The sequence below is a fragment of the Streptomyces sp. NPDC001796 genome (assembly GCF_042892355.1).
In the GTDB taxonomy this organism is placed as follows: domain Bacteria; phylum Actinomycetota; class Actinomycetes; order Streptomycetales; family Streptomycetaceae; genus Streptomyces.
Genome location: NZ_JBIAUC010000001.1, coordinates 232,027 through 257,821, shown reverse-complemented (window position 1 = coordinate 257,821; position 25,795 = coordinate 232,027). Strand labels below are relative to the sequence as shown.

15 protein-coding genes and 1 pseudogene are annotated in these 25,795 nt (G+C 70.2%); 9 read left to right on the top strand and 7 right to left on the bottom strand.

The genetic code is table 11. The features are described from left to right. Window positions 1–170: 170 nt before the first annotated feature. The 3 genes and pseudogenes from ACFYZE_RS01100 to ACFYZE_RS01090 form a co-directional block, all read left to right on the top strand. Window positions 171–1,100 carry a hypothetical protein gene (locus ACFYZE_RS01100; protein ID WP_388986618.1) on the top strand — a complete coding sequence of 310 codons (930 nt, stop codon included), beginning with the start codon at window positions 171–173 and terminating at the stop codon, window positions 1,098–1,100. Between the two features lie 144 nt (window positions 1,101–1,244). Then, entirely contained in the window at window positions 1,245–1,892 is a 648-nt protein-coding gene (locus tag ACFYZE_RS01095) for a DUF1963 domain-containing protein (protein WP_388986615.1), read from the top strand. A 480-nt stretch (window positions 1,893–2,372) separates the two neighbouring features. After that, window positions 2,373–2,636: pseudogene (locus ACFYZE_RS01090) on the top strand (DALR anticodon-binding domain-containing protein); the annotation flags it as partial. A gap of 116 nt (window positions 2,637–2,752) precedes the next feature. On the opposite strand, the gene ACFYZE_RS01085 reads toward ACFYZE_RS01090, so the two are convergent. Together ACFYZE_RS01085 and ACFYZE_RS01080 are read right to left on the bottom strand one after the other, a co-directional pair. Beyond that, window positions 2,753–3,127: a hypothetical protein gene (locus tag ACFYZE_RS01085; protein ID WP_388986612.1), complete on the bottom strand. Its 375-nt coding sequence runs from the start codon at window positions 3,125–3,127 to the stop codon at window positions 2,753–2,755. A 260-nt stretch (window positions 3,128–3,387) separates the two neighbouring features. Further along, window positions 3,388–11,154 carry a ricin-type beta-trefoil lectin domain protein gene (locus ACFYZE_RS01080; RefSeq protein WP_388987901.1) on the bottom strand — a complete coding sequence of 2,589 codons (7,767 nt, stop codon included), beginning with the start codon at window positions 11,152–11,154 and terminating at the stop codon, window positions 3,388–3,390. 607 nt (window positions 11,155–11,761) lie between these two features. Between ACFYZE_RS01080 and ACFYZE_RS01075 the strand changes: the two genes are divergently transcribed. Beyond that, window positions 11,762–14,899 carry a DNRLRE domain-containing protein gene (locus ACFYZE_RS01075; RefSeq protein ID WP_388986609.1) on the top strand — a complete coding sequence of 1,046 codons (3,138 nt, stop codon included), beginning with the start codon at window positions 11,762–11,764 and terminating at the stop codon, window positions 14,897–14,899. A gap of 48 nt (window positions 14,900–14,947) precedes the next feature. Here ACFYZE_RS01075 and ACFYZE_RS01070 read toward each other — a convergent pair whose 3' ends face one another. Beyond that, on the bottom strand, window positions 14,948–15,376 hold the full coding sequence (locus ACFYZE_RS01070) for a gamma-glutamylcyclotransferase family protein (RefSeq protein WP_388986606.1): 429 nt from the start codon (window positions 15,374–15,376) through the stop codon (window positions 14,948–14,950). 143 nt (window positions 15,377–15,519) lie between these two features. On the opposite strand from ACFYZE_RS01070, the gene ACFYZE_RS01065 reads away from it, so the two are divergent. From ACFYZE_RS01065 to ACFYZE_RS01050, 4 genes are all read left to right on the top strand, one after another. Further along, complete coding sequence (locus tag ACFYZE_RS01065) at window positions 15,520–17,172, top strand: M4 family metallopeptidase (RefSeq protein WP_388986602.1); 1,653 nt, start codon at window positions 15,520–15,522, stop codon at window positions 17,170–17,172. Window positions 17,173–17,248: 76 nt separating this feature from the next. Beyond that, entirely contained in the window at window positions 17,249–18,178 is a 930-nt protein-coding gene (locus ACFYZE_RS01060) for an aminoglycoside phosphotransferase family protein (RefSeq protein WP_388986599.1), read from the top strand. Window positions 18,179–18,439: 261 nt separating this feature from the next. Then, window positions 18,440–18,964, top strand: a complete 525-nt coding sequence (locus tag ACFYZE_RS01055; protein WP_388986596.1) for a hypothetical protein — start codon at window positions 18,440–18,442, stop codon at window positions 18,962–18,964. Window positions 18,965–19,121: 157 nt separating this feature from the next. Then, window positions 19,122–19,742 (top strand): class F sortase, encoded by a 621-nt coding sequence (locus tag ACFYZE_RS01050; RefSeq protein ID WP_388986593.1) that lies wholly within the window; start codon window positions 19,122–19,124, stop codon window positions 19,740–19,742. A gap of 29 nt (window positions 19,743–19,771) precedes the next feature. Here the strand turns inward: ACFYZE_RS01050 and ACFYZE_RS01045 are convergent, their stop codons facing one another. The 4 genes from ACFYZE_RS01045 to ACFYZE_RS01030 all read right to left on the bottom strand — a co-directional run bounded on the left by ACFYZE_RS01045 (window position 19,772) and on the right by ACFYZE_RS01030 (window position 24,861). After that, window positions 19,772–20,554, bottom strand: coding sequence for a sulfite exporter TauE/SafE family protein (locus ACFYZE_RS01045; protein ID WP_388986591.1), 783 nt, complete (start codon window positions 20,552–20,554; stop codon window positions 19,772–19,774). 148 nt (window positions 20,555–20,702) lie between these two features. Then, a complete protein-coding gene (nirD, locus tag ACFYZE_RS01040) occupies window positions 20,703–21,056 on the bottom strand; it encodes a nitrite reductase small subunit NirD (RefSeq protein WP_388986588.1) in 354 nt (117 codons plus the stop codon). Continuing rightward, entirely contained in the window at window positions 21,053–23,644 is a 2,592-nt protein-coding gene (nirB, locus tag ACFYZE_RS01035; protein ID WP_388986585.1) for a nitrite reductase large subunit NirB, read from the bottom strand. The genes nirD and nirB overlap by 4 nt, the downstream gene beginning before the upstream one ends. Beyond that, window positions 23,644–24,861, bottom strand: a complete 1,218-nt coding sequence (locus ACFYZE_RS01030; protein WP_388986582.1) for an NAD(P)/FAD-dependent oxidoreductase — start codon at window positions 24,859–24,861, stop codon at window positions 23,644–23,646. The genes nirB and ACFYZE_RS01030 overlap by 1 nt, the downstream gene beginning before the upstream one ends. 235 nt (window positions 24,862–25,096) lie before the next feature. On the opposite strand from ACFYZE_RS01030, the gene ACFYZE_RS01025 reads away from it, so the two are divergent. Further along, window positions 25,097–25,696 (top strand): hypothetical protein, encoded by a 600-nt coding sequence (locus ACFYZE_RS01025; protein WP_388986579.1) that lies wholly within the window; start codon window positions 25,097–25,099, stop codon window positions 25,694–25,696. The last annotated feature ends 99 nt before the right edge of the window (window positions 25,697–25,795 follow it).

The window sequence follows — 25,795 nt, the reverse complement described above, 5'->3', positions numbered from 1 at the left end:
TAGCCCACACGGGCGACGCACGCAGGCGTGTGGGGGCGCCGGAGAAGCGTGCGGGGCGAGGCGGTGTGGTGAACTGACCACAGTCGCCTGATCGTTTTTCCGTTACTCGAAAGAGTGAACGCCTCTCCGTCGCCCGGCAGCCGTGCCTGCGCTTCGCCAAGGCTGTGCGCATGGTCACCGCCACCCATGAGACCTCCCACCGGATCTTCCAGGACCATCCGGAGGTCCTCGCTCCCGTCTTCGAGGCGCTGGGGCTGCCGCCGCCCGTGAAGGCGGACATCGAACCGATCACCCCCGACGCGACGGAGATCAAACCGTTGGAGCGCCGTGTGGACACGGTGCTGAAGGTCGAGCCGTCCGACGGCGAGGGCTTTCTGCTCGCCATCGAGGCCCAGACCAGACGGTCTCCCGACAAGGGGACCAACTGGGCCTATTACGTGAGCTACCTGTACGCCAAGTTCGAGCTGCCGGTGCTGCTGGTCGCCGTCTGTCGCAACCGCTCCACCGCGACATGGGCGGCCGGGCCGTTCGAGTGCCGCGTCGGCCCCTGGAAGACCCAGGTCACCCGTCCTTTCGTCCTCGGACCGGACACGGTCGCGCGGATCACCGACGAGTCGGAGGTGGCGCGGCAGCCGGCGCTGGCGACGCTCAGTGTCATCGTGCACAGCGAAAGCGAGGACATCGCGCCCATACTGGAACTGCTGGCGCGCGGAATGCGGTCGTTCGACAAAGCCACGGCCAAGTACTGGTCGGAACTGGTGGAAATCGGCCTGGAGGACACTCCGGCCCGTGAGACGTGGAGGGAGCTGGAGAAGATGGTCGTCACTTACTTCCCGGGCAGGGGCACGGTCTTCGAGGAGGCCTACCTGGACGGTGAGGCGAAGGGCGAGGCCAAGGGCGAGGCCAAGGGCAAGGCCCAGGGCGTTCTGCGCGTCCTGGAAGTGCGCGGGCTTGCGGCCTCCGACACCGTACGCGAGCGCATCACCGCCTGCACCGACCTTGCCCGCCTCGACGACTGGCTCGACCGTGCCGGCACGGTGGAGCGGGCGGAGGATCTGTTCGATGAGAACCCGGAGGCTCCCGAGCCCAGCTCGCGTTGACCGACTCGGAGCCGGTATCGAGGAGTTGGTCGTCTTCCATGCCGTACGCCACGCCGACGGCCCGGCCACACTGCGCGAGCGCTGCTCCGAGGCGGGACAGGCCGCGGAGCGGATCGCGGTTCATCCGGCACTAGGCTCTCGGCCATGCCGACGCTGATGACATATGCCGGCCCGGTCGACGACATGGCCCTGGGTACGCGCACCGGCGGGATTCCCCTGGTACCCGCCGCCTTCGACTGGCCATGCTGCACCACATGTGCCGGCCCGATGATGTTCATAGCGCAGCTTCCGGTCGATGCCCCCACGGCTCAAGGCCCCGCGTCAGCCGCGGATACGCCGCCGCACATCCTGTCCGTCTTCATGTGCCAGAACGATCCAGGGCTCTGCGCCGAATGGGATCCCTTCGCCGGCGGCAACCGGGCACTGGTCCTGCCCTCCTCCGGTCTCACGGCTGCCGTGGTACCGACAGAAGGGGAGACTCTGTCTCCCGAGACCTGCGGCATTGATCGCACGGCGATGGACGGGGCCTCCTATGATGCCGCGCGACGTCGTTGGGCCGAGGCTCATGGACGCTCTGAGCAGGAGGTACTAGGACAATTGGGCGGGGTTCCATCGTGGCTTCAGGCCGACGAGACCCCCGCCTGTCGTTCGTGCGGGCACTCGATGGGCTTCGTGGCGCAGTTGGAAGAAGGTCACGACCATCGGACAGCGCTGAACTTCGGTGGGGGCGGCCGGGGATACGCCTTCGCATGCACGGCGTGCGAGGAAGGCTGCTTCCTCTGGCAGTGCTGAAGGGAGCACCCGCGGAAGCAGGATGTCCCCGGTACCGGCACGGGCGAGCGGGCCGACGCCGCAACGGCCGGTCCTCGGCAGGAGTACAGCGGCAGTACACCGGCACCGCAGGACCGCATCGAAGCCGCCCAGGTCGGTGTGTTCCTCGCCTTGATGAGGCCCGTCACGGGCGGACCGCCGCTGTTGGCGAGCCACCGGGAGGGTCAGCCCGCGCAACGGTTTTGCGAGAACTGTTGCACTGCGTACCCGGCGGCCTGACGTTCGCGCCGCCTGAAACCACCGGCGGACTAGGCCAAGGCATCGGGTGTACCCCGGCGGGGAGCGCATTCATCACCGCTTCGAGCGCGGACGTCCGCATCCACGCGGTAGTACACGGCTCGAAGCAGATCGTCGGGGCCCGCGGCGAAGACCACGCTGCCGATCCGAAGGACCGGACACGCGCTGTAGGCCAAAGCGAGCGCGCGGACCGGATCCGAGACACTGCACGCGGCGGAGCGGGCGCTGGTTCCGCACGTGAACGCGTTCGCGGAGGTCGTCACTGATGCGGCGGCGGAGTACGCCCCCACAAGATGACGGCGTGTACCAGCTGGCGTACCTGTTCACGTCGCTCTACGACAAGTTCCCTGCCCTGAAGGTCGAAACGACGACCCAGGTCGAGAACCGCCTGTTCCTGTGCGACGTGACGGCGAAGACCCTCCACCAGGGCATGCCCTGCTGGGCATCCGGACGCCTGAGCGGCTCTGACGCCGACCGACCATCAAGCAAGTTCCGTCGGGCATCACTCGACGGGGCTTACTCATGGCTCGATGCCGCATGGAGGCCCCGACCGGCGAAGGTGCTGGCGGGGACTGCCGTTGTGGTCAGCCGTGGTACTGGCCCAGTTCAGGCCTCACGTACCGCTGATAGGCAAGAGCCCATACATCGGTCTCGCGTCGTACCCGCCTCAACGTCGCCGACGGGTCGTCGCCCCAGCCTTCGAGCAGCGACTCGGTGGTTGCCTGGCAGGACCGCTCGAAGTCCACGGCGCCCGTCGCACTCCCCAGGTCTCTCTCGAGGAAGCCGACCGTCTCGACGGCCCGAGTGGACAGCTCCTGCCGGGACACTGATTCGCCTCGGGCCAACTGCCCGAGCGAGGCGGCCGCAAGGTCGCGGAAGCCGGTGACGAACTCCTCGGGCACGGTGAGGGCCGCAGCCTGCTCCCCCAGCTTGCGGTTGGCTTTCTCGGCCGCGCTCACGAGGTCAGGGTCGATCTCGGATCCACGCAGATGCCTCCATACGGCGCGGACCCCGGCGTCCACGCGGTAGTACACGGCTTGATGGCGTTCATCAGGACACGCGACGAAGGCCGCGCCTCCGATACGGAGGACCAAGGAGGCGCTGTAGGCCAAGTCGGGCCCTTCAGGCGAGTCCGGCATGTGTGTTCTCCGTCCTTATGTACTGGAAACGGCGGTGCGGGGCGGAGTTTCCTCCGCCCCGCACCGCCCAGGTCACTTGGCTACCACTCGGCTGTGGTCGCCGATGTGATGGTGGCACCCCTGCGCGACAGGAAGTTCGCGCAGGCGGGGCAGATCGGTCTGCTGACCACCAGGAGGCGCGGCTGGATCTGGAGAATACCCGCCGCCTCGGTCCACAACTTCACCTCGGCATGCCACAAGTTCTCCGAGCGTACCGTTCGCGCCGGTTGAGGAACGCGAATGGCGAGCGTGCCTGTCCCGAGATCGGGGAGGGCCTGCCACTGCCTCTGGGTGAGGTCCGCACGCGCTCCCACCGCGACGATGTCCAGTCCTCCGGCCGGGGTGTCGGCGTGGAGAGCACCCTGGGTGCGCCAGCCCGCGCCGGCGCCGGCGATGCCGGTCATGTCGTCCACCATGTCCTGAAGGTGGTCGGCATCGGCTCCGCCACCGTTCCCGCAGTTGTGTACGAGAACCGGTGCCACGCCGGCCAGCACGTAGTACGTGTGGGCATCGCCGACCGAGAGGTTGTGGACGGTTGCCCCTCGGCTCGTCCACCGCTCGACCGACGTGACCTGGACGTACGTGCCCGCACTGGTCTGCAGCCACTCACCGGACTTCAGGTCCGTGGCCTTGATCCACGCGTGCAGCTCGGTCACCCAGAACGGGTGGCCGTCGGTCGCGGTGACCTGAGCCGTCTTACCGCCCTTCTTTCCGTCGACGTCGATCGTGACCTTGACCAGGTGCTTCAGGCCGTGACCCTTGATCTCGGCCGCGACCGTCTCGACACGGGTCTCGCCGGTCCTCGGGTTGGTCGCGACGACCTTGTCGCCAGCCTTGACCTGCTCGATCGGCTTCGTGGAACCGTCGGCCATGAGGACCTTGGTGCCGGGCACGAAGCTGTTGTTGATCGGGCAGGAGCCACCGCCGCCCTCGGCCTTGCCCGAGCCGCCGCTGCCGCTGGTTCCTCCCTTGCTCTTGGAGGAGCCGCCGGCCTTGCCTCCCGGATGGGAGTCGCCGCCGCCCTTGCCTCCGCCTCCGTGGGAGTGCACCTTCGGGGCTGCCTCGGCCGCGGCGTGCTTCTGGCGTGGGTTGCCGGTTTTCTTGGCGAGGTCGAGGGCCTTGTCGGCGGTTCGTCTGGCTTCTTCCGCCGCCTTCTTCCTCGCCCGTTGCGCCGCCAGCTTCTTCGCTCGCTCGATAGCCAGCTTCTTGGCCCGTAGCGCCACCCTCTCGGCCGCCTTCGCCGCCTTCAGGACGATCTCCGCCGCCTTCTTGGCCGCGCGGAAGGACTCGACCGCCTTGATGGTGCGCTTGACGGCCTTCATCACCGCCGGGATCTTGCCGAGCTTCCCCCACGGGATGGCGTCGATCACGATGCCCATGCAGGACCACATGTCACCGCCGAAGCAGGCGATGGCGTCGTTGATGCCGATGAAGTCCTTCAGCGTCTCCCACGCCACGGCGAGGATCACGGACGTGAGGGACTTGCCCTGCATCGCCTGCGCCTGCGCGACCTGCGCCGCCGACAGACCCGCGCCCGCGAGGGCCGCGGCCCGCTCGGAAGCGGTCAGGGCGATGGACTCGCCCGTCGGGTCCGCGTACGTCACCGGGTTGTTGTGTGCGTAGGCGTACCCGTTGGACTGCAGGACGTCGTTCAGGTCCAGCAGCGGGTCGGCGGACAGGAAGCGGCCCACCACGGGGTCGTACAACCGCGCGCCCAGCCCGACGAAGCCCGAGGCGTTGTCGTCGGTGGCGCCGAGGAACCCGGTGTGCGCCTGCCGGTTGGTGCCGGTCGTGTCGGCGCCGCGCTGGTTGCCGAACGGGTCCTGCTTGCGGATGCGGACCGACATCCCGCCGTCGAGGGCGACCTCGGCGTACGGGCTGCCCTGGTGGTCGCCGGTGATGGCGACCAGCTTCTCGCTGGCGGTGCCGTAGGCGTACCGCATCACCGCGCCGCCGGGGGCGTCGTAGGTGCGCTGGGTGTTGACCAGGACGCCGCCCTTCTGGACGGTGACCTCCGCCTCGCCCAGGGACAGCGTGGCCTGCTTGCCCTTGATCGTCAGCAGCTGCTCGCCGCCGGGGCCGTAGATGTAACGGGTGTCGTTCTGCGGCGCCCACAGCTGCTCGGCCTTCGTGCCGTCACAGGTGGCCAGCACGATGGGGGTCGAGTTCGCCGAGTTGGCGCCCTGGACCGCCAGGCACAGGCCCGAGGACACGTGGGTCAACTGGCCGGACGCGTTCCGCTTGAGCTCCTGGCCGGCCGAGCCGTCGCACTTCTGCAGCTGGACGGCCGACCCGGCGGTGTTGCCGGCGGGCTGGACGCACCACTTGTCGTAGACGTTCAGCGTGCCCTGGTCGGGGTTGGTCCCGCCCGGGGTGGGGCTGAAGCGCCAGTTCTGCGCTATGGAGCCGTTGCACTGGTACAGCTGGATCGCCGTACCCGCCACGGCCAGGCCGCCCTTGAGGTCGAGGCACTTGTCGGCGAGGCCCACGTACGGGGTCTTGCCGCCGCTGCCCGCGCCGGTGATGCGGTCGATCTTGCCGTCGTAGGTCCAGCTCAGCGACTGCTTGTCACCGTTCTGGAGCGAGGTGATCGTCTTGGTCTCGCCGGTGAGCTCGTACAGACGCTCCGCCTCGGCCTTGACCTGCGCCCCCTGCGGGGTGGTGTAGGTCTTCGACACCTTGGTCAGCGTGTGCGGCTGGGTGCCGTCGGCCTTGCCGTAGGCGTAGGTGGTCGTGGCGTCCTTGGCGGTGGTGCCGGTGAGGTCCTTCTCGGTCAGCTTGGTGCGGTTGCCGAGCAGGTCGTACTCGTACTCCTGCCAGTAGCCGGAGTTGTCCTTGCCGGCGGCGACGTTCAGCGTGCCGTCGGTGTTCTTGGTGCTCGCGCAGGCGGTGTCGGGCTTGGAGGTGAGGTCCTTCGCCGTCCACGCCGTCTTCAGCTCACCCAGCGGGTTGTACGCGAAGCACTGCCGCTCCTCGATACCGGTCGCCGACTCCGAGATGGAGGTGACGTTGCCGGCCGGGTCGTAGGTGTACGACCGCTTCGAGACGAGGTTGCCTGGGAGCAGGGAGGTGTCGCCGCCGTTGGTGGCGCCCTTCTCCCGGTAGACCTGCTGGTCCTTCAGCTCACCGCTGGACTCGTCGTAGGTGTTCTGCGTCCACACCCGGTAGGGCTGGGCGCCGAGCGTGGAGCGCAGCACCTGGCCGTAGGGGTCGTAGACGGTCTCGGAGCCGTACCAGTCCTTGCCGGAGATGGAGAGCGGCTTGCCGTCCTGGTTGTAGCGGACGACCAGCTTCTCGGAGGCGAGCTTGCCGATCTTCGGCAGGGTCGACTCCTCGAGCATGCCGTTGTCGCTGTACTTGTAGGAGTACGTGTACGACTTGTCCAGGCCCCAGGCGGTGGCCAGGGTGTCCGGCAGGGTCAGCGTGGTCGAGGTCGGCTGGTAGTCCTTGTTGTAGCCGTCGACCTGCTGGGTGTAGGCGTCACCGTCGGTGTAGCGGGTGGCGGTGTAGGGCATGCCCTTGCCGCCGGGCGCCAGGTCGTAGGTGAACTGGGACAGCAGCGTGCCGGTTGAGCTGTTCAGGCGCTCTTCCGTGGGCCGCGACAGCTGGTCGTAGGCGTACCAGACGTCGATGCCACGAGCGTTCTTGCTGTGCTGCACCCGGTCGTGGTTGTCGTACCACGTCGACACGGTGCCCGAGTCCGGGTCGGTGGCGGTCGACTGACGGCCGCGGTGGTCGTACGTCCATGTCCACGGATGCGTGGAGTCGGCCGAGTTGGTCGCCTTCACGAGCATGCCGCGCGCGTCGTACTCGTACTTCATCGACGTGAAGCCGCCGGGCGCGTCCGGGTTGAAGGTGTCGACCCGGGAGGTGCGGCCGAGGGCGTCGGTGTAGACGCGGTAGTCGGAGGCGCCGGTCGGGTTGTCGACCTTCGACCAGTCCAGGCCGTACTGGTACTTGGTGGCCCGCTCCGGGACTTCCTGCGAGCTGACCGTGCCGGTCTGCGGGTCCGCGACCTTGAGGACCGGGGTCTCCTGCAGCACGCGGCCGGAGCCGTCGTAGGTGTAGCGCGTGATGTTGGGGACCTGCGTGTCGGCGTCCGGGGTGAACAGCTCGCCCGGCGTGGCCTGGTAGGTCAGGTAGGCGTTGTTGGTCTGCCAGACCTCACCGGAGCTGTTGTACAGCGTGTCGGTGATCAGCCAGCCGCCGCCGTCCGCCTGCTCCTGCTGCTGCCGCTCCCGCCCGAGGCCGTCGTAGAGGGTGACGGAGGTCTCGATGCGGTCGTTGTAGCCGCGGGTGTAGGTGGTGACGTAGGAGGGCTTGCGGTCCTCGTTCTCCTTGTACTCCGGCACGGTGTAGACGGCGCGGAAGTCCGGCACGGCCGTGTCGGACGGGGCGCGGTCCGCGGCCCAGGCCTTCTCGAGGCGGCCCAGCGGGTCGAACTCGGCCTGGGTGACGTGGTTGTTGGCGTCGGTCGTCTTCGTGGTGGTGCCACGGCCCGGCTCGATCTCCCGGGTCTCGGAGTGGCCGACCGCGTTGGTCTCGGTCACCTTGAAGACCTGGCCGGTGGACGGCTCGTAGGTGATCAGGCCCGAGGTCTTGTGGTCCTGGTCCGTGGTACGGGTGACGCGGCCGACGGCGTCGAACTCGGTGGTGCCGTCGGACTGCCAGCCGGTGCCGTCACCGTTGATGGACCAGGTCTCGGACGCCTCGCCCTTGGTGGTGTCGTCGAGCGCGGCGCCGTAGGCCTGGCCGTCGTAGGCGGTGCGCAGACCGCTGCTGAGCGTGGCGAGGTTGCTGAAGTCCGCCGCCGCACAGGTGGTCGGGGAGACCAGGACCTGCCGGGTCAGACCGATCAGGTTCTTGGCGGTGTTGTGGACGTACTCCGACTTGGTGCACGACTCGTCGCCGGGACGGCCGGTGTCGCCGAGGGACTCCACCAGCACGGGCAGACCATAGGTCGACTCGTAGGTGGTGTGCGTCTTGACGATCCGCTCGGGCCGGTTGTCGTCGGTGTTCGTGGTGGAGGACTTGGTGTACGCGATCTCGTCCGGCTCGGTCACGCGCCAGGCGCGCAGCGGGTCCAGGCCGTCGTCACGGTCGCGGTGGGCCAGCTCGGTGGCCTCCGGGACGGTGACGGAGCGGGAGACCCACGCCGTGTCGGGGTCGTCGGCGTTGTCGTAGTCGAGTTCCTCGGCGATCCGGCCCGCGAACGGCTCGCGGTCCTTGGCGATCTCGTTGCCCTCGATGTCCTTCACCGACACGGTGTCGCCCATGCCACGGAAGTAACGGGTGACGGCCTTGGACCGCTTGGAGCCGATCGACGCGTCGTCGGCACCGGTGATCACCGTGGTCTGCTCGAACCCCGCGAACTGCGAGTACGTGCGCGTGGACTTCTTGGTGAACTCGGCGTCGGCGAGCTTCCAGCCCGGGTTCTTGTACTGGTAGGCCGTCTTGGTCGCGAACGCTCCGTCGACGTTGGGGAGTTCCTCGATGGAGTCCACGACGTACTTGTGGAACCAGTCGATGTCCTCGACCTCGGGGTCGGGGTTCCAGAACGCCGGGTAGCACAGGCGCGTGTTGGACTTCAGCGCCGCGGTGTCGCTCTTGCCGGGCAGGTTGGTGCCGGTCGCGCAGTCGCCCTCGGGCTTCTTGTAGGTGACGACGGTCTCGCCGCCGTACTCGTTGATGACGCGCGCGACACGCAGCCGGGAGAAGCCGGGGCGCGGGTCATTGGGGCGCATCACCCGGTTGGGCATGTCCTCGGCGTTGGACTCGAAGCGCACCGCGTTCATGGTGACGCTGCGGTCCGTGGTGCCGTTGCGGCCGTAGCCGGTGCGCTGGATCGACTCCAGCCACAGCGCGGTGTTCGGGCCGGTCTTGAGGACGGGGAAGCTGTGCTTGAGGTTGTACTGGTCCACCACCTGGCGTGCGGTGGTGTCGGTGCGGCGCTGTGCGGAGGTCTGGATCTGCACCAGACGCTTGCGGCTCCAGAAGGAGGGGCCGGCGTTCCAGCACTTGCGTGTGTAGGTGGAGGTGACCTGCTTGCAGTTCAGGTCGGCCGGGGTGTCGTACCAGATGCGGTACTTGCCCGGGTCCTTGTCCTCGAAGTTGGTGTCCGAGCAGGTCAGCGTGGATTCGGGGAGGCAGCGCTCGTCCACCTTGAAAGTCACGCGGGCCGGGGCGGTCGCGGAGAACAGGGTGTCCTTGCGCTGGCCGTAGTCGATGTGGTCGAGCCAGCCGTCCCGGTCGTAGACGACCGGCGCCTTGAAGTCGAAGTTGCGGGCGTAGTAGTTCTGCGCCTTCTTCCACCACAGGGACATGGCGTTGCCGTGGATGTCCTCGACATAGTCGAGGTTCCACCGCCAGCCCTGGGTGCACGCGGAGTTGACCCAGTCGCCGGCCTTGTAGCAGTCCTCGCCCTCGTGGTTGCCGTACACCGGCACGGTCAGCACCGAGTCGGTGGTCGACTGGCCGTCGGACCAGCCGGGCAGCTTGTTCAGGCCGAAGTAGTAGCGGGTGCCGTCCTTGGTGGTGACGACCCAGTACTCGCCGTTGCGGGCGCCGTTGCCGTTGCCGGAGTCGGTGAGCCGCTCGATCTTCGAGCCGTCACCGTTGGCGGTGAACCACTTGCCCTGGTCCTTGTCCCAGACCAACTCGGTGGTCATACCGCCCAGCGACAGCGTGGCGTTCATCGAACCCCAGCACAGGTCCGCGGTGCGGTGCGTGGCGTTGTTCGAGCCGGACTTCTTGGAGTCCTGACGGCAGTTGACGTAGGTCCGGGTGATCGAGCCCGGGTTGTAGTCCCAGCCGTCACCGATCCAGGAGGCCTGGTTGTTGGTGGCGGAGGTACGGCCGTCGACCGACTGCGAGGAGTAGCCCAGCGAGATCTTCGGCATCAGGCCGCCGGCGGTCTGCGGCACCTGCACGTCGTAGGAGTACGTGAACGCACCGGAGGAGGAGCCGGCCGCCCAGGAGCCGGACGACAGCAGCGGGGTGGCCGTGAAGTCGCCGGAGGGGGAGGAGCCGGTGTCCATCGCGCCGATGACCTGCGGACCGGAGGCGTCGACCACCGGGAGCACGTCGCCGCTGCGGTACGACGCGGTGCGCACCGAAGCCTTGGACGCCGTCGAACCGGCGTCGCCGCCGAGCAGGTTCGACACCGGCACCGAGCCGGTGAGGATCTTCCGCTTCGTGGCCTTCTTCGCGAGCTTGTTCTTGGTCGGCGCCTTGTCGGCGGGGACCACCTTGATCGAACTGCGCAGCCGCTCGGGCTGCTTGGTGTTCTTGCCCGACATGGTGGTCACACCGCTGTCGGTGGCGCAGTCGCCGGTGTCGGGCGCGTCCATGACGCAGTTGGGCAGCAGGACCAGGCCGAAGCGGTCGGCGGCCTGCGGGCCGTACAGGTCGGCGAAGCCGGTGGTGTCGACGTCGATCGTGACCTGTGCGGTCGGGTCGGCGTCGGCCGGCGGCGTGACCTTCATGATCATGCCGGAGACGTTCGCGTCCTGCGACGCGGTCGGAGCGGCCAGCTTGACCTGCCAGTCTCCGTCGATCGCCGTCGGATCGGTGCCTGCGGGCACACCGATCGCGACCGGCAGGTTCCCGACGGCGACCGTGGTGCCGGGCTGAGCGTCCGGCGTCAGACTGGCGACACCCTGATCCTCCGCCCAGGGCGTGACGGCGGTCGGCGCGTACGGGTCGACGGGCACCTCGGGCGCGGTGGTGAGGTTCTTCTCGGCCTCCTGGTCCTCCGGAACCGCCGTGGGCTTCGGCAGGTCGGGGAGCTTGACCTCCTCCCGGGCCATGCCGGGGGCGGGTATCGCCCATGCCTCCGTGCCGAGACTGCTCACCAACAAGGCCGTGGACAACAAAAGGACGGTCGCCGCGCGGCCTTGCCGGCGGCGCCGTCGTTGTGACTCCGTCATAGCTGGGCGCGACCGCCTCAGCCATGACGGTGGACTTTGAGCGCGCATACGCGTCGACCCCACCAAGGCATGCAAAGAAAAACGACAGATGGAATCCGCACCTTCTGTCATGACCCCCGCAGGTTTCAAGATCCGTCCGAGATGGTTCCCGAGTGTTGTGTGATCTGCGCCATAGGACGAGACCTGACTGACACTCACCTACAGGACAAGTCGGCAAGATCGTGATTACTCATCCCTATGACCGCACTTCAGGTGATCAAAAGCCGCACTTGAGGCACGGTCAAAGCCGAGTCAACGCCGCCCCATTCGTTCGTCACAACTTCATAAACACTTCATATGTGGACCGGACGTGACGTTCATGTGATCGTGTGCGCAACTCTGCCCCGCGGCCCGCCGACCGGGGCTGTTCGTGCTGTCCGTATCCACCTGGTCCACACGGGAGTAGAACGCCGCCGTGTCCGCGCCGCCTCGTTTTCTCAGCCCCTTTGTGCGCACGCGCACCAGGCTGGCTGTCACCCTCGGCCTTGTCCTGGCCGCCCTGACCGCCGCACTGTTGCCCTGGTGGCAACCCGACGACGCCTCACCACCGCAGGCGGACAAGGCCACCCGCGCCCGCCAGGCCGCCACCGGCCCGCGCGACGAAGCCGACGCCCAGGCCGAGGCCCGCCGCACCCACAAGCCGGTCCTCGTCGAGACGGCCACCACGGCCACCTCCCAGACGTGGGCCCAGCCGGACGGCCAGCTGCGCACCCGAATCACGGCCACGCCGGCCCGGGCGAAGACCGCCACGGGTCAGTGGGCGCCGATCGACAACCACCTGCGGCGGGTGAAGAACGCCCCGCGCGGCCTCGGCATCCAGCCGGTCAACCCCGCGCAGCCCGTCCGCTTCTCCAGCGGCAGCAAGGACACCCGCGCCGACCGCTCCTTTGTACGTGCGCCTTTGACGGGCGGCCGGGAAACCGTGCTGGCCGAGGTCGACTTCGACGGTCACACCGTCGCCTACACCTGGCCCGGCACCCTGCCCGAGCCGGTGCTCGACGGCCCGCGCGCCCTGTACTCCGAGGTGCTGCCCGGCGTCGACCTGCTGCTCGTCGCCCGCGCCGAGGGCGGCTTCGCCCAGCTGCTGATCGTCAAGACCAAGGAGGCCGCGCAGTCCCCGGCGCTGGCCACCGTGGCCTACGGCCTGCGCTCCAAGACGGCCGTCTTCCACAACGACGCCGGCAGCGGCCGCATCCTGGTCCAGGACCGCTCCGGCAAGGAAATCGGCTCCATCCCCACCCCGTTCGCCTGGGACTCCGCCGGCCGCGACCCCGAGCTCGACGAGGGCAGGGGCACCCCGCGCACCTCGGTCGACACCCCCACCGACGTGCTGAAGCTGTCCGGCCTGAGCGGCATCGAGCCCGGCGCGCACAGCGCCCCCATGCCGGTCAAGCTCGCCGGCGACGGCACCGGCACCGCCCGCCTCGACCTGCACGCCGCGCAGGCCGGGCTGTTCAAGAACGCCGACGTCAAGTTCCCGGTGTTCGTCGACCCGACCATGAACAGCGGCTGGCTCGCCTGGACCGTCGCCTACAAGCCGTACCCGAACTCGAGCTTCTGGGACGGCACCAACTTCTCCTCCGGCACCTCCGACGCCCGCGTCGGCTATGAGAACGAGACCGGCGGCACCGCCCGCTCCTTCTGGCGGATGAAGTTCGACACCAGCATCAAGGGCGCGGACGTCTCCAAGGCCACCTTCAAGGTGCTCAACAACCACTCCTGGTCCTGCACCACCCGTGACTTCCAGTTCTGGCTGACCGGGGCCATCTCGTCGGGCACCACCTGGAACAAGCAGCCGAGCTGGTCCACGCAGCTGGACCACCACTCCTTCGCGCACGGCTGGTCCTCCAGCTCCTGCCCCGACGACTACGAGGCGTTCCCGGTCACGGCCGGCGCGCAGAAGGCCGCCGACGGCGGCTGGTCGAACATCACCTTCGGCATGCGCGCGAGCAGCGAGTCGGACGTGCAGACGTGGCGCAAGTTCCAGGCGACCAGCGCCACCCTCGAGGTCGTCTACAACCGGCCGCCCTCCGAGCCCACCGGCGGCAAGACCACGCCGGGCGGCACCTGCTCCGTCGGCGGCTCGGGCGTGACCGTCGGCAAGACCAACATCGTGCTGTCGGCCAACGCCAAGGATGCCGACGGCAACCTCAGCAAGCTGCGCTTCCGCTTCTGGAAGACCGGCGGCACGGTCCCGTCCGGCTGGCTGGTCACTCCCAACTCCAGCGGAACCGCCACCTACACCGTGCCCGCCACGTTCCCGCTGGAGGACAAGACCACCTACTCGTGGGACGTGCGCGCGGAGGACTCCGGCGGCCTGACCTCCTCGTACTTCCCTCCCGGCACCGACCCGTGCCGGCTCAACATCGACGCCAGCGCCCCGCCGCAGCCCACCGTCGACAGCGACGACTTCCCCGCGGCCACGCCCGACGGGCAGACCTGGTCCACGGTGAAGTTCGGCGGCCATGGCGCGGTGACCTTCACCTCCGAGGGCGCGACGAAGTTCCGCTGGTCCTTCGAGGGCAACAACCCGGTCTACGTGAACGCCACCAACGGCACCGCGACCGTCGACCCGATGTCCCCCGCGCACGCCGGGCCCAACACCCTCCAGGTGTACGCCTATGACGCCGCCGGCAACGCCAGCCAGCGCACCGACTACACCTTCTACGTGCCGCCGCGGGACACCGCCGACGGCCCCATGGACACCGGCGGTGACCCCTACCCCGACCTGCTGATCGTCAACGCCGACGGCAACCTGCGCAACTGCGTCGGCGGCGACGGCGGCGACCTGTACAACTGCCTGACCGCGTCCTACGACAGCACCAAGCCGAAGGACCAGCAGACCGACCCGCAGGGCCACTGGTTCGACCCGGCCACCGGCAAGGCCGCCCTGATCACGCACTACCAGGACGTCTACCCCGGCGACGGCTCCACCGACCTGTTCGCGGTCACCCCCGACGGGCACTTCTACCTCTACCCCGGCGACGGCTACGGCAGCTACGACGTCTCCCAGCGCCTGGAGGTCCGCCTCCCGTCGAACGCCCCCGCGCCCTCGACGTGGACGCAGATCAGGGCCGTCGGCGACATCACCGGCGACAAGCTGCCCGACCTGGTGCTGCGGGCCGGCACCGCGTTCTGGACCCTGTCCGGCTACACCGGCGCCACCTTCCAGACCGCGACCCTGATGGAGGGCACCGCCTGGGCCCGCCGGGAGATCGTCAACGTGACCGACATCAGCGGCGACGGCACTCCCGACCTGCTGTGGCGCAACCTGGACAACGGCAACATGTACGACCGCCAGGGCAAGCCCGGCGCCGTCACCGGCAGCGTCGACCTGGAGTCGCTGAAGCTGGCCGCCAACTCGCTGACCGGGAAGGACGAGTCCTACGGCACCGGCTGGACGGATGTCGACGTGCCGACGGCCATCGGCATCCCGGACATCAACGCGGACGGCATCCCCGACATCTGGGCCCGCTTCGCCTCCGACGGGTACACGCGGATCTACAACCCGTCGCGGACGAACACCAACGCCGCGGTGAAGGTCGTCCTGTCGGTGAACTGGAACACGATCAAGGCCTTCGGCTGACGGTCGATTCCGTTCCCTCGCGTGAGCCCCGGCACCCCGTGCCGGGGCTCACCCGTTTCCGACAGTCCGCCGGCTCAGCCAGTCCCCGCTCCCGATCAGCTTGCCCCGCCGCCGCAGCCGGGTCGCGACGGCGGGGGCGGCCAGGTACACCCAGGCCCGGGCGGTCCTGCCGTCCGCGGCGGTCACCTCCCGCTGCACCCGCTCGTAGAGGCTGCGCGGATCACCCGGCACGTACTCCTCGAGACGGTCCAGCAGGACGAGCAGGCCGTCGTACGCCTCGGGCCGCGCGGTGACGATCTCGCCCGTGACCGTGCCGCCGTCCTCGTCCGCCACCGCGTAGGGGTAGCCGGGGCCTTCGTACAGCACCGCGCCGCGCAGCAGGCCCGGCTCCTCGGAGCCGGTGCGGCCGCGCAGGAAGAGGGCGTGGTTGTGCTCCCCCGGGCGAAGCGTCCCGTAGACGAAGAACGGCAGTCTCACAGAACCGATTCTTCCCCCTCACACATCTCCCCGGCCGCTCCATGGACATGACACGCCCTGGACCCTTCAATCGGAGGGACGCCAGGGGGTTCCCCACCCCCTGCCCTCCCCACGCGCCCCCGGGCGCCTTCCCTAGGAGACCGATGAGCCGGATACGGCCTGCCCGAGGTTCCCGTCTCACCGTGGCCGGCACCGCCGCGACCGCCGCCGCCCTGCTGGCCGCAGCACTCGCCCCGGCCCCCGCCGCCGAGGCGGCCGCCAGACCCAGCCGGTCCACCGTGATCCGCGACGCCGCGGCGGTGTTGGCGCGCGAGGCCGCCCGCCTGGGCCTGACACCGGCGCAGGGCACGAGCGTACGAGACGTCGTCATCGACCCGGACGGCAGCCGGCATGTGCGCTACGACCGGACATACCGTCAGCTGCCCGTCCTCGGCGGCGACTTCGTGCTCCATCTGGCGCCCGACGGGTCGTACCGCAGCGCCGACCGGGCCACCCGGCGCGCCATTTCCCTGCCGACCATCACTCCGGCCGTGAAGGCCCCCAAGGCCGCCGACCTGGCCACCGCCGCGCTGCGCGCCGCGAACGCCGGGGAATTGCTCAGGCACCTGACCGCCAAGCCGCAGCTCGTCGTCGACGCGCTGCACGGCGCGCCCCGGCTCGCCTGGCGCACCGAGGTCACCGGGCAGGACACGCTCGGCAACCCGGTCGCGCGCACCGTGGTCACGGACGCCGGGACCGGGCGGCAGATCGACGCCTGGGACAGCATCGAGACGGCGTCCGGTGACGGCAAGTCCCTCTACAGCGGGACGGTTCCGCTTCAGACGACGCAGTCCGGGTCGGCGTACCAGCTCAAGGACCCCACGCGGGGCGACACGTACACGGGCGACGCCGAGAACAAGACCGACCTGTGCTTCCTCACCACCATCTGCGTCAGCCGCGCGCCCGCCACCCTCTTCACCGACTCCGACAACCACTGGGGGTCGGGCACGGTGTCGGACCGCTCCTCGGCGGCGGTGGACGCGCAGTACGGCACCGACGTGACCTGGGACTACTACAAGAACGTGCACGGCCGCAGCGGCATCGCGGGCGACGGCAAGGGTTCCTACAACCGCGTCCACTACGGCACGAACTACAACAACGCCTTCTGGGACGACAACTGCTTCTGCATGACGTACGGCGACGGTGACGGCACGACGCTCGGGCCGCTGGTGGCGCTGGACGTGGCCGGGCACGAGATGACGCACGGCGTGACGTCCAAGACGGCGGCGCTGGCGTACTCCGGGGAGTCGGGCGGGCTGAACGAGGCCACCTCCGACATCTTCGGAACGCTGGTGGAGTGGTACGCGAACAACGCCTCGGACCCCGGTGACTACCTGATCGGCGAGAAGATCGTCCGCTCGGGCTTCGGCAAGTCGGCGCTGCGCTACATGGACAAGCCGTCCAAGGACGGCAATTCGGCGGACTGCTGGAGCAGTTCGGTGGGCAAGCTGGACGTGCACTACTCGTCGGGCGTCGCGAACCACTTCGCGTACCTGCTCGCGGAGGGCAGCGGCGCCAAGACCGTCAACGGCGTCAGCTACGACTCCCCGACCTGCGACGGCTCCACGGTGGCGGGCATCGGCCGGGACAAGCTCGGCAAGATCTGGTACCGGGCGCTGACGGTCTACATGACGTCCTCCACGAACTACGCGGGCGCCCGCACGGCGACGCTGAACGCGGCGAAGGACCTGTACGGGGCGGGGAGCACGGAGTACGACGCGGTGGCGGCGGCCTGGAGCGCCGTGAACGTCGGCTGAGGGAAATACGGTGGCGGGCCGGGTGCCGCCCTGCCTACGCTGCGGCACCCGACCGCCGTACTCCCGCTGGAGACCGATGCCCGCCGCGAAGATGCACGCCGACGAACTGGACGTGGACACCGCGCTGGTGCGCCGGCTGGTCGCCGGGCAGTTCCCCCGGTGGGCCGGGCTGCCGGTCACCGAGGTGCCGTCCGCCGGGACGGACAACGCCATGTACCGGCTGGGCGACGACATGGTCGTACGGCTGCCCCGGCGGCCCGACGGGGCGCGGCAGGTGGACAAGGAGCAGCGCTGGCTGCCGCTGCTGGCCCCGCATCTGCCGCTGACCGTCCCGTTGCCGCTGGGCAGAGGCGCCCCGGCACCCGGGTACGCGCAGCCGTGGTCGGTGCTGCGCTGGCTGGACGGCAAGAACGCCTACGACGACCCGATCACCGAACTCGGCACGGCAGCCGTGGAGTTGGGCCGTTTCGTGACGGCCCTGCGGCGCGTCGACGCGAGCGGAGGTCCGGCGTCCTGGCGGGGCGGCCCGGTGGCGGCGAACGACGCGTACGTCCGTGCGGCCATCCGCGACCTGGGCGCGGACGGCACGGTGGACGCCGCCGCGGCGACCGCGCTGTGGGAGGAGGTCGTCCGGCTCCCGCAGTGGGAGGGCGATCCCGTCTGGCTGCACGGGGACCTGCTGCCAGGGAACCTGCTCACGACCGCGGGCCGGCTGACCGCGGTGATCGACTTCGGCGGCCTGGGCGTGGGCGACCCGGCGGCCGACACCCTGGCCGCGTGGGCGGTCTTCACCCGCGGCACCCGCGACCTGTTCCGCGAGGCGGCCGCCGTGGACGACGCGACCTGGGCCCGGGGCCGGGTCTGGGCCCTGTGCTTCGGCCTGACGGCGGAGCACTACTACCGGGAGACCAATCCGGTCCTGGCGGCGGTGGGGCACCGGACGGTGACCGAGGCTCTGGCGGACCGTGGTTTCCCGGCCGCACAGGGGGCGGAATGCGGCGCCTGACGACCGCTCACCCGTTCACCACCCCTGTTCACCAGCCCCGTTCACCCTCCGGTGTTCTTCGCCCACCCGCCCCCCTACGCCGCTGACCTGCCCAAACGCCGCCGCCACCGCCTTTACCCGGCACCCGTTCACCGTATTCCTGACACATCGTCAGCGAGCGGCCGCGGCCCGTTGCCCTTTTCCTCGACAGTGCGGGGACACGACCGACACAGCGGCACGCCGGTGATGCCGCGGGCCGTGTCCCGCCCGAGGAGCACCACGATGCGACGTACGGCCCGTTCGCTGACCGGCACCGCGCTCGCCCTCGCCGCCGCGGGGCTCGCCGCCGCGCCCGCGTACGGCGGTGAGACCGGGAGGCTGGAGGTCTTCCCCTCCATGGCCGTGCCCGGGAGTGTGGTCACCGTCAACACGGCGGCGTGCGGCGCGAACGGATCCGCGGCGGGCGACGCGACGGCGGTCGGCGGCGGCACGTTCACGCTCGCGCCCAGCACGCACGAGCAGGACGTGATCGGCCGGTTCCGGGTGCCGCCCGGCGCGCAGCCGGGGACGTACGAGATCGTCGCCACGTGCTCCGGGGGCCGGCGGGCCAGGGTGACCGGCGACCTGACGGTCACCCTCAGCGCGGCCAAGGATCAGACGCGTCCGCGAGGAAGCGTGAAGACGGGGGTCGGCGGTGCACTCGGCCCCGACCCCGTGCGGACCGCGGCCGGTGTGGCGGCACTCGCCGTCGCCGCCGCGGGCGGTACCTGGCTCCTGCATCGCCGACTGAGAGGCGACGGGATCTGACGGACTCCTCCGCTGTCCGTCGCCGGTACCGCCGTCCCCATCCCCTCCGGGTCCGACCGCCCCTCGCGGCCCGGAGGGGGTCCGGGACCAGGGTCTGTCTCCCGGATCAGGCCGGCCGCAAAAAGACGGGCCCTGGCCCTGCCGGAAGGAGCTTCGTGTGCACAAGGTCGGCAACGCGGCGATAGCGTCCGTCACGGCGGTCTCCCTCTGCTCCGGCGCCTGGCTGCTGCACAGCGCCTACCGGAGCGACACTCCCCCTCAACCCTCGGCGGCCCAGGGCGCCGTGGACCCGGACCGCGAGGGCTCCGCCGCGCCCGCGCTGCCGCCCTCCCCGCCCGACCGCATCCGCATACCCTCGATCCACGTGGACGCGCCCCTGATGGGCCTGAGGCTGACCGGTGCGGGCAGCCTTGACGTCCCGCCCGCCGACGACAAGAACCTCGCCGGCTGGTACGAGGCCGGCACCATACCCGGCGAGACCGGCACCGCGATCGTCGCCGGGCACGTCGACAACACCCGGGGCCCGGCGGTCTTCTACGACCTGGGCGCCCTGAGCAAGGGCAGCACGATCGAGATCGGCCGCCGCGACGGCTCGACCGCCGTGTTCACCGTGGACGCGGTCGAGGTCTACGCCGCGCGGAACTTCCCCGACGACAAGGTGTACGGCGCGGCGGGGCGCCCGGAGCTACGGGTGATCACCTGTGGCGGCGGCTACTCGAAGGCGACGGGCTACCAGGGCAACGTGGTCGTCTTCGCCCACCTGACGGGCAGCCGCTGAACCGCCCACGGCACCTGCGGCACCACCGCTCAGGCCAGCCACTGCTCGTAGGCCAGGTTCGCGACGAGGGCGAACACCACCGTAAGCAGCACGATCCGAACAAACCCGCTGCCCCGCTTCAGCGCCGTCCGCGCCCCGATCATGCCGCCCGCCAGGTTGAAGCCCGCCATCAGCACCGCCAGCTGCCAGAACACCGTGCCCTTCCAGGCGAACGTGGCGAGCGCGCCCGCGTTCGTGCAGCAGTTGACGATCTTCGCGGTGGCGGAGGCGGTCACCAGGTCCAGGTGCAGCACCGCGGTGAGTGCCAGGACGAGGAAGGTACCGGTGCCGGGGCCGATGAGGCCGTCGTAGAAGCCGATGCCGAGGCCCGCGAGCCCGATCGCGGCGAGCACCCGGCGTGCGGAGACCGGCCCGGTGGAGGGGGCGGTGCCGAACGCGGGACGCAGGATCACGAAGGCGCCGACTCCGAGCAGCACCCCCATGACGACCGGCTTGAGGACGTCGGTGCTCAGCCCGGCGGCCACGAACGCCCCGGCCGTGGACCCGGCGAGCGCCGCGATCCCGATCCGTACGGCCGTTCCCACGTCGACCGGTGTCCGGCGCGCGTACGTCACGGCGGCACCCGTCGTCCCGACGATCGCGACGGCCTTGTTGGTGCCGAGCGCGAACGACGCCGGAGTGCCGCCGGGCAGCCCCAGCAGCAGTACGGGAAGCAGCAGCAGTCCGCCACCTCCGACCACGGCGTCGATCCAGCCGGCCGCGAGCGCGGCGAGGCACAGGGCGGCGACCATGGTCAGCGAGATGTCGGGCATGATCGTGACCCTAGGGACGGGGTCGGTGGCCCGTCCATCCATATGAGGGTCTTCTGAGGTTGCACGAGGGTCGTCCGAGGCCGACGGCCCCGCCGCCGGGCCTGTGGCCGGCCCGGCGGACAGAGGGAAGGGGTCCTCGGCGCCGTCCTCAGGCGGCCCGCACCTCGTATGCCGCCACCCTGACCGTCTCGTCGTCCAGGCACTGGCCGGTCTCCAGGTCGAAGCGCTGCTTCAGCAACGGCGAGGCGACGAAGGGGCGGCCCTGGTGGGTGCCGGTCAGCCCCCGGGAGAGGACCGCGGCGCCGCCGAAGGGGTCCCGGTTGTCGATGCCGTACAGCCGGCCCGAGCGGTCCCGGAAGAGCGCGACCTGGCGGCCGTCCGGCAGCAGCGCCGCCACGCCACGTCCCGGCGTCAGCGCGCTCATGTCGCAGACCGGGAACCAGGTGTCCTCGTCGATCCGCAGCTCGATCTTCAGGTCGGTGGTCTCGAGTGCCAGGGTCATCGCTGGGCGCTTCCTTCCAGGGGTCGCGTGCCGATGGTGAGCAGCTGCAGGTCGGGCTTGATCTGGTCGCGCTCGGGGACGAAGCCGACGACCGGGTCGGGGGTGTCCGGCGCGTTGACGAAGGACACGAACCGGGCCAGCTTCTCGGGGTCGTTGATGGTCTCGGCCCACTCGTCGCGGTAGTTCGCGACGTGCGCGGCCATCAGGGCCTCCAGTTCGTCGCAGATGCCGAGCGAGTCGTGGACGACCACGTCGCGCACGTGGTCCAGTCCGCCGGGGATCCGCTCCAGCCACACCGAGGTGCGCTCCAGGCGGTCGGCGGTGCGGATGTAGAACATCAGGAACCGGTCGATGAGGCGGATCAGCTCGGCGTCGGACAGGTCCTGGGCGAGGAGGTCAGCGTGGCGCGGGGTGGCGCCGCCGTTGCCGCCGACGTAGAGGTTCCAGCCGCCCGCGGTGGCGATCACGCCGAAGTCCTTCGACTGGGCCTCGGCGCACTCGCGGGCGCAGCCGGAGACGGCCGACTTCAGCTTGTGCGGAGAGCGCAGGCCCCGGTAGCGCAGCTCCAGGTCGATCGCCATGCGGACGGAGTCCTGGACGCCGTAGCGGCACCAGGTGGAACCCACGCAGGACTTCACCGTACGCAGCGCCTTGCCGTAGGCGTGGCCGGACTCGAAGCCGGCGTCGACCAGCCGGGCCCAGATCAGCGGGAGCTGCTCGACGCGCGCACCGAACAGGTCGATCCGCTGACCCCCGGTGATCTTCGTGTAGAGGCCGAAGTCCCGGGCGATCTCGCCGATCACGATCAGCTTCTCCGGGGTGATCTCACCGCCGGGGATGCGCGGCACGACCGAGTAGGAGCCGTTCTTCTGCAGGTTGGCCAGGAAGTGGTCGTTGCTGTCCTGCAGCGCGGCCTGCTCGCCGTCCAGGACGTAGCCGCTCGCGCCGATCGTCGGGGCGAGCGAGGCGATGATCGAGGCGACGGCCGGCTTGCAGGTCTCGCAGCCGTCGCCGCCGCGGGCGCCCTCGCGGCCGTAGCGGTCGAGCAGTTCCTGGTAGGAGTTGATGCGCAGGGCGAGGACGATCTCGTACAGCTCCTCGCGGGTCTGCGAGAAGCAGCCGCACAGGCCCTTGTCGACCTCGACGCCGCTCGCCTCGAGTTCGGCGTCGACCAGCTGGCCCAGCACCTTGACGCAACTGCCGCACGTCGTGCCCGCCTTGGTGCACTTCTTCACCTCGGGCACGGTGGTGCACTTGTGCTCGGTGACCGCGCCGCGGATCGTGCCCTTGGTGACGTTGTTGCAGGAGCAGATGATCGCGTCGTCCGGCAGCGCGGTCGGGCCGAGCTGGGCGGGCTCCCCGGCGCCCGCGGGCAGCACCAGCGACTCGGGCGAGACCGGCGGGACCGAACCGGTGAAGGCCTTCAGCGTGCCGTACGCCTCCGCGTCGCCGACCAGGATGCCGCCGAGCAGCGTGCCGTCGCGGCCGATGACCAGCTTCTTGTACAGGCCCGAGCGGGAGTCGGAGTAGACGACGTCGAGGCAGTCCTCGGTGGTGCCGTGCGCGTCGCCGAAGGAGGCCACGTCCACGCCGAGCAGCTTCAGCTTGGTGGACAGGTCGGCACCGGTGAACTCCGCCTCGTCGGCGGCGATCGTCGCGGCGGCCGTCTCGGCCTGCTCGTAACCGGGGGCGACCAGGCCGTACACGCGGCCGTCCGCCGCGAGCGCGCACTCGCCGATCGCGAACACGTGCGGGTCGGTGACCGTGCGGCACCGCTCGTCGACGGTGATACCGCCGCGCTCGCCCACCGTCAGACCACAGGCGCGGGCGAGCTGGTCGCGCGGGCGGACACCGGCCGAGAACACCACCATGTCGGTGGCCAGTTCGGAGCCGTCGGAGAGCTTCATACCGGTGACGGAGCCGTCCTCACCGACCACGATCTCCTGGGTGCCCGTACCGGTGTGCACGGTCAGGCCCATGTCCTCGATCGTGCGCAGCAGCGCGGCGCCGCCGCCCTCGTCGACCTGCACGGGCATCAGACGCGGCGCGAACTCCACGATGTGCGTGTTCAGTCCGAGGCCCTTGAGCGCGCCGGCCGCTTCGAGACCGAGCAGACCGCCGCCGACCACCGCGCCCGTCGTCGCCCTGGTCTTCGCGTACTCCTCGATGGCGAGGAGGTCCTCGATGGTGCGGTAGACGAAACAGCCCTCGGCGTCCTTGCCGGGGACCGGCGGGACGAAGGGGTAGGAGCCGGTGGCGAGGACGAGGGTGTCGTACGCGACCGTCAGTCCGGAGCGGGCGGTGACCGTCTTCGCCTCCCGGTCGATGGTCTCGGCCGGGTCGCCGATGTGCAGTTCGATGCCGTGCGTGGCGATGAACTCCATGTCGGTCATGGACAGCTCGTCGGGCGTGGTGCCCGAGAAGTACGAGGTGAGCTGGACACGGTCGTAGGCGGGGCGAGGCTCCTCGCACAGCACGACCACCCGGTGCGTGGCGGTCAGGCCGCGCTCGGCGAGCGCTTCGAGGAAGCGCTGGCCGACCATGCCATGGCCGACGAGCACGATCGTGGGGGTGGTGTCCGTGGACATCAGGAGCCTCCATCGTTGGTGAGCAGGTGGAGCAGCGGGGCACCGTCCGTGGGGAGCGGCTCTGCTCCCTCCCAGGCGCGGGCGAGCGCGCCGACGGTGCCGAGTTCGCCGACGAGTACGCCGCCGACCAGGCGGTCGTCGCGGACGACGACCTTCCTGTAGGTGCCGCGGGTCGCGTCGGTGAGCTGAACGACGTCGTCGCCGGGGCGGGGTTCGGTCTCGCCGAAGGCGGCGAGGTCGAGGAAGTCGTGCCCGGCGAGGGTGAGCCGGGTCAGGGAGCGGGTGCCCGTGTAGCGGGAGTCCGGGTCTCCGGCCAGCGACTGCGCCAGCGCCTCGGCCTGTTCGAGAGCGGGGGTGGCCAGCCCGTACACCGTGCCGTCGTGCTGGGCGCAGTCGCCGATGGCCCGGATGTGCGGGTCGGAGGTGCGCAGTTCGTCGTCGACGAGGATGCCCTTGTGGACGGCGAGGCCCGCGTCCTGGGCGAGGCCCACGCGGGGGTGGACGCCGCAGGCCAGGACGACGAGGTCGGTGTCGAGGGCGTAGCCGTCGGCCATCTCCACGGTGCGGACGGCGCCGCCGAGGGTGCACACGCCGCGCACCCGGGTCTCGGTGTGGACCTCGACGCCGAGATCGGTGAGGTGGCGGCACACCAGCTTCGAGGCGGAGGGGTCGAGCTGGCGTTCCATCAGGCGCTCGGCCTGCTGGGCCAGGACCACCTGGGCGCCGCGGGCGGCGAGCGCACGGGCGGCGGAGACGCCGAGGAGCCCGCCGCCGATGACGACGGCTCGCACACCCGCGCGGACGGCCTTGGCGAGGCCCAGGCAGTCGTCCATCGTACGGAACGCGTGGACGCCCTCGGGCAGCTCGGCCCGACCGGGGGTGAGCAGACCGCGCAGGGGCGGCAGGACGGGGTTCGAACCGGTGGCGAGGACGAGTGTTTCGTATGCGATCACCGCGCCGTCCGAGCAGTGGATCTCGCGGGCCGCCCGGTCGATCCGGGTGACCCGGGAACGGACGAGGCGCTCGGGGGCCGGGAGGGAGATCACCTCGGGCGCGTAGCGGCCGGCCAGCACGTCCGCGAGCAGGACGCGGTTGTACGGGGGGTGCTCCTCCTCGCCGACGACCAGGGCGGGCACACCGAGCTCGCCGAGCCGCCGGGCGAGACGGACGCCCGCGAGCCCGGCGCCGATCACCACCACACGCGTATTCGAGGTCATGTGCCGAGCGTGCGGTGCCGACGTTACCCGGCCGCATCACGACTGTTTCCCACGGGGAACGCTGCCCTCAGCGGGGGCGGGGGGTGGGTGTGAGGGTTCCGGGGGCGGGGCGGGGGCGCGGTGTGAGGCGGAAGCCGAGTCGCGGGGCGGCGTGACGCCGGGCGCCGGGCGCCGGGCGCCGAGAACGCGGGACGCCCCAGGGCCGTTGTCAGAGCCGACTGGCAGAGTGTTCGACATGGAGCACCAGCAGCGCACGTCAGTTCGCCTCGTCGTCGTGGACCCGGAACTCGACGCTCAATGCGATCGGGTGGAGCAGCATGTGCTGGTTCCCCTGGCCGAAGCTCCCCGTGAGGGAGGTGATCACGCGCTGTTCGCGGGCGGGCTCGCCGCCTTCCGGCGCGTCCGGGCGACACTGGCCGAAGCGGTGGCGCGCGGACCTCGGGTGTGGACGCCGAACGGCCGCTGGGAGCACGAAGGTCTGCGGGTCGTTCGGCTGCCCACCGAAGAGACGGACCTTTTGTACGCACTGCTGCGTGAACTGTCCGGGGCCCTCGTCGCGCCTCCCGAGCCGTCGCGCGGCGTCGCCGCGTTCCTCGGCGAGGTCTCGTCGAACGGCGAGTCCGCGGCCGGCCTGGTCGGTGCGCTGGCGCGGGTGCTGTCGATGGTGGACCTCGCGCCCGACGCCGACACCGATGTCCTCCTCGCCGCGCTGGAGGCGGCCGGGGACGAGGACGTGCGGCTCTCCTACGCCCAGGAGGAGGCGTGGCAGCGGCTCGCCCACCGCGTCACCATGCTGCTGACCGAGTCCGCTCCGCTGCACCGATTCCTGCACTGACACGAGAGGGCGGCACCCCCCGCACAGGGGTGCCGCCCTCTCTCGGTGCTCCGGAACCGTTGCCGTGTCGGTGAGGGTCGGGGTGACCGGCGGCGGTTC